Raw genomic sequence first — 4,944 nt, 5'->3', positions numbered from 1 at the left:
CAAGACTCTGCCAATGATTCCGGAATTTTTAACTATTTACAGACAGATCAAGTTCGTTTTTATGATGAGGAAAGTCAAGTAGAAATGGATAAAGTTCCGCTTATTGTTTTTTCAGAAGCAATGAGAGATGTAGACCTTTTTGTGGGTGTTACCAGTATTGGTGCAGATCCTAATTGGCGAGATGGGGGAGAAGAAAGATTCCATGGCTATTGGGCAGATTTTTCATTTGGTAATCTTGCAGTAAGTGGTCAAGAAAGAAAAGAACTTCTTGAAAATTTAATTCCGAAATTAAAGATTGCAAATCAATGTTCTTTTGAAGGTAATTTTCTAGTAGTCAAAGGCGATATGAGAATTTACAAAATACATTTAGGGAGTGGCAATATATTAATGAAACCAAATGATCAGTATTTGTGTATTGTAGCGGATCGATCTAAACGTGCAAATGAGGTGTTTCTGCCATTTGAGGGGGATTCTACATTATCTGTAATTTTAAGTAAAGCTTTAATGTTAGCAGACGATACTAAGATTAAAGATAGAACGATTATCAGCCAAATTAAAAGCTAATACTGCATAATATCCCTAGTTACGTATTAAATGATTAAAAGTGAGAATGAATATGAAGAAAGCGATTTTAATATATCTAGTGATAATAGGTTTTGCTACTAAGGGTCATGCACAAAAAGAACAGTATGGAGAAAATCAGCCCTATTCTTCATATTGGTTTGTAGAAGAGCTTCTTAAATGGAGCGCAAATGAAGATGCTGAATCAAAATTTAATATAAGTCATGTAGCTTTGGCCAGTCGCTTTTTGGATGACACAACAGATATTAATGATTATACAGAAAGAATACCGGGTATTATTGCCTTAATGGCACCGCATACCACCAATTATCACCCATCGCAAGGGTTTTCTACTGTAAAACAATATGCATTTCCTTTTTGGCAATACATAGATTATTTTGTGCAATGGGGTGGTTCAGCAAACGAAGGTATTATTGTACCACCGACTGCATTTTGGACGGATGCCGCACATAAAAATGGAGTTAAAAGCATTGGTACCGTATTTTTTCCGCCTAATGTATATGGAGGAAAAGAGCAGTGGGTCTATGAATTTTTGGTAAAAAATGAAGATGGTAGTTTTCCCGTAGCGGATAAATTGATAGAAGTTGCCGATACCTATAATTTTGATGGATGGTTCATAAATCAAGAAACGTATGACTTGGAAGGTGAAATGGGAGAGTTAATGCAGCAGTTCATATCCTACTATAGAGAACGTTCCAATTTAAAATTGGTTTGGTATGATGCTATGGTAGACGATTCTAGAGTTATTTGGCAAGATGAACTAAATAATCACAATGCAATGTTTTTTCAAAATGAGGATAAGAACATGTCAGATGTTTTCTTTATTAATTTCAGGTATCACGAAGTCAATTTAGAAGATAGCAAAGTGTTGGCGCAGGAGTTAGGTAGGAGTGAGTGGGATTTATATGCGGGTATAGATGTACAGTCTAAAAGTTATAAGACTCCAATAAAATGGGAAGCTTTATATAAGGAAGGAAAACCTAAAAATACATCTATTGGTATATACTGGTCCAATTCTACTTTTGATATATCAGAAACAAAAACACCTGAAGATGTATACGCCAATGAACAAAAGTTCTGGAACGGTGGTCCATCAACAGAAACGCGTTTTGGGTCTAGTACTTGGTTAGGTTTTGCGGATTATTTTAAACCTCGTAGTGTAATCAATAAATTACCGTTTAAAACGAACTTTAATTATGGTCTAGGTCGCTTTTATAATGAGCAGGGCAGTACACTCTCAAAAGATGAATGGCATAACCTTAGTATACAAGATGTGTTGCCAACTTGGCAATTTCAAGTAGATAGTACTAGAGTGAAGGCTACTTTTAATTTTGAAGATAGTTATACCGGTGGTAGTAGTTTATTGTTTAAAGGAATTAAAGATGCCAAAATTCCGTTGTATAAAACTAAAATAAGTTTAGATAAAAATGTGAAACTTAATGTTGTGGCTAAAACAATTGGAGCTATATCATTAGAAATATATTGTCAGTTGTCAAATGGTGATGTTTTGACCTACCCAATTAAAAAATCTCTTTCTTGGAAAAACAATAGCTTTAATATACCTGCCGGAAAAAATCTTTTTTTGTCAAAAATAGGAGCGCGTACAAAAGGAAAAGGCAGTGTTTTTTTAGGTGAATTATCATTGTTGTCTAAGAAAGAAACTAGACCATTAACGTCAACATTTAAAGTTCAAACTTTTTCACAAGAAAATAGCACGGAATTATATGTGCATTTTACTTCGGTTTTAGAGAATGTATATCATAACTTATATTATTTAAATGCCCAAAATGAGAAAATTTGGTTAGGTAAAACTCAGGCAAAAGATTTCTATATTTCAAAGATTCTTACAAAAAACGACATAATTGACTTAGAAGTACAAGCTGAAAGCATTGGAGGTACAAAGGGTAAAATAATCCGCAAAAGGGTGAATTTATCGAAGTAACTAAAGTTGTGGTTTAAGTAAAAAATATAATGCTTAGGTTAATGTGGATTAAACTATCTAATTGGTCGAAAACTACTTAAGATGGCGTCAATTTTATTCGAAAAATTACCTTATAGTTCATAGTGGGTTATTACAAAAAATAACTTATGAGAAATTTCCATAAAAATAATTTTTTAAAAAAATAAGTGAAGTATTTCTTTAAGGTTATTTCAGTTCTATATTTAAATAGGTTATGTTAATTAACTGATATAAGGTATTTTATGTGTTATTTTTAAGAAAGTTTTTAACAAGTTATTTCGTGTTAAAATTTAAATTGTTGATAACCCTGTTAAAAGCTTAAGTAGGTAAATGTAAAATTAAGGTGATTAATTTTCGAACTTTACACCTCGCTTATTACCCACAACATTAACTTTATATTAACATGGAGATCACAGAAGTCATAAAAAGGGATTTTTCGACAAAACCTTTTCATTTACACAAGATAACTAATGCCATTTTAAAGGCTATGACAGCTGTAGAACATGGCGGACCCAGTGAAGCTGAAATTATCTCTAATAATGTGCATTCAGCACTTTTAGAAAGAAAGCAAGCTGATATCAATTATATTCCTACAGTAGAGGAGGTTCAAGATTTTGTTGAGAATAAATTAATGGAGGGTGGTTTCTTTGATGTAGCTAAAGCTTACATTATATATAGAAACGAACAGGCACAAAGAAGAAAGTCTAATGTCTTTGAAAAACGTGTAAATCTTAAGCCGTATGAATACCCTGCATTATATGAATATGTATCTGCAATAAGACATTCATATTGGATTCATACAGAGTTTAATTTTACCAGCGATATTCAAGATTTCAAAACAGGGTTGACAGATATTGAGCGAAACGCAATCAAAAACACCATGTTGGCAATTTCACAAATAGAAGTTGCGGTAAAGAGTTTTTGGGGAGACATCTATCAAAAAATGCCTAAGCCAGAAATAGGTTCTGTAGGAGCAACTTTTGCAGAGAGTGAAGTAAGACATCATGATGCTTATTCGCACTTATTAGAAATATTAGGGTTGAATGAAGAGTTTAAAAACTTGAAGAAGAAACCTGTAATAATGAAAAGGGTTCATTATTTAGAAACAGCATTAAAGAATTCTAAAAGTGAGGATAATCAAGAATATGCAGAGTCTGTATTATTGTTCTCCTTATTTATAGAGCATGTTTCTTTATTCTCGCAGTTCTTGATAATTATGGCTTTCAACAAGCATAAGAATATGTTTAAAGGTATCTCTAATGTTGTTGAAGCTACGTCTAAAGAAGAGCAGATTCACGGTGATTTTGGAATTGATATCATTAATATCATTAAAGATGAGAATCCTACATGGTTCAATAAAGAGTTTCATGGTTCTGTACAGGAAATGTGTAAAGAGGCATTCGCATCAGAGAGTGATATAATAGATTGGATTTTTGAAGCCGGTGAAATTGATTTCTTACCTAAGAACTTAGTGAAAGAATTTATTAAAAAGAGATTTAACGATTCAATAGAAAGTATTGGAATCGAAAAAGTATTCGACGTAGACGAAGAATTACTATCGCAAACAGAATGGTTCGATGATGAAATTATTGGTACCAAACACGGCGATTTCTTCGTAAAACGCTCTATCAACTATAGCAAAAGAACACAAAGTATAACCAGTGACGACTTATTTTAAATGAACGATTCAAAAATTAAATTAGAGACTAGCACACAAGAAGAAGTAAAACTGAATGGTTCTAATGAACTGGTACAGGCTAGGAAAGAAGCGCTTAAAAGCTTAAAAGAAGATAAAGAAGAAGGCTTTAAGTGGTTAAATGAAGATAGCCGTAACTTTTTAGGTTCTGGTTACTTATCACCTGGAATTTCTGCGGAAACCCGTATACGTGAAATTGCTGATAGAGCGGAAAAGATATTGAACATGCCTGGTTTTTCAGACAAGTTCTATGGTTACATGAGTGAAGGTTTTTACTCTTTGGCGTCACCGGTATGGTCTAATTTCGGAAAAGAAAGAGGGTTGCCAATTAGCTGTTTTGGTTCTAATATTGCCGATGATATGGGTAACATTTTGTATACTCAGTCAGAAGTTGGTATGATGTCTAAATTAGGTGGAGGTACATCTGGGTACTTTGGTAACATTAGGCATAGAGGTGCAGAAGTAAAGAATAATGGAAAGGCTTCTGGAGCTGTACATATTATGCAGCTTTTTGAATCTATGGTAGATGTTGTAAGTCAAGGTTCTGTTCGTCGTGGTCGTTTTTCACCTTACTTACCGGTAGAGCATGCAGATATTAAAGAATTTTTAGAAATTGGTACTGAGGGTAATCCAATTCAAGAATTAACTCATGGTGTAACCGTTACTAATGAGTGGATGCAAGAAATGGTAGATGGTGATAATGAAA

General features: G+C 33.2%; 3 protein-coding genes and 1 pseudogene. All 4 read left to right on the top strand.

From position 1 onward, the window contains the following. A partial coding sequence (locus tag ABJI11_RS13865; protein WP_348353376.1) for a hypothetical protein occupies nt 1-564 on the top strand: 564 nt, incomplete at its 5' end. Between the two features lie 52 nt (nt 565-616). After that, on the top strand, nt 617-2,524 hold the full coding sequence (locus ABJI11_RS13860; protein WP_348353374.1) for a hypothetical protein: 1,908 nt from the start codon (nt 617-619) through the stop codon (nt 2,522-2,524). Between the two features lie 421 nt (nt 2,525-2,945). Beyond that, complete coding sequence (locus tag ABJI11_RS13855) at nt 2,946-4,220, top strand: ribonucleotide-diphosphate reductase subunit beta (protein WP_348353371.1); 1,275 nt, start codon at nt 2,946-2,948, stop codon at nt 4,218-4,220. Continuing rightward, nucleotides 4,221-4,944 (top strand): annotated as a pseudogene (locus ABJI11_RS13850) (ribonucleotide-diphosphate reductase subunit alpha); the annotation flags it as partial. It abuts the gene before it with no gap.

The sequence above is a fragment of the Maribacter sp. genome, from assembly GCF_039968975.1.
Taxonomy (GTDB): domain Bacteria; phylum Bacteroidota; class Bacteroidia; order Flavobacteriales; family Flavobacteriaceae; genus Maribacter.
Note: the sequence above shows the minus strand (reverse complement) of the source record. Positions and strands in the feature narration are given on the sequence as shown.

Bases quoted from the DNA above. Each gene is read 5' to 3' on its own strand.
- ABJI11_RS13855 (WP_348353371.1), top strand. From the start codon at position 2,946: ATGGAGATCACAGAAGTCATAAAAAGGGATTTTTCGACAAAACCTTTT.
- ABJI11_RS13860 (WP_348353374.1), top strand. From the start codon at position 617: ATGAAGAAAGCGATTTTAATATATCTAGTGATAATAGGTTTTGCTACT.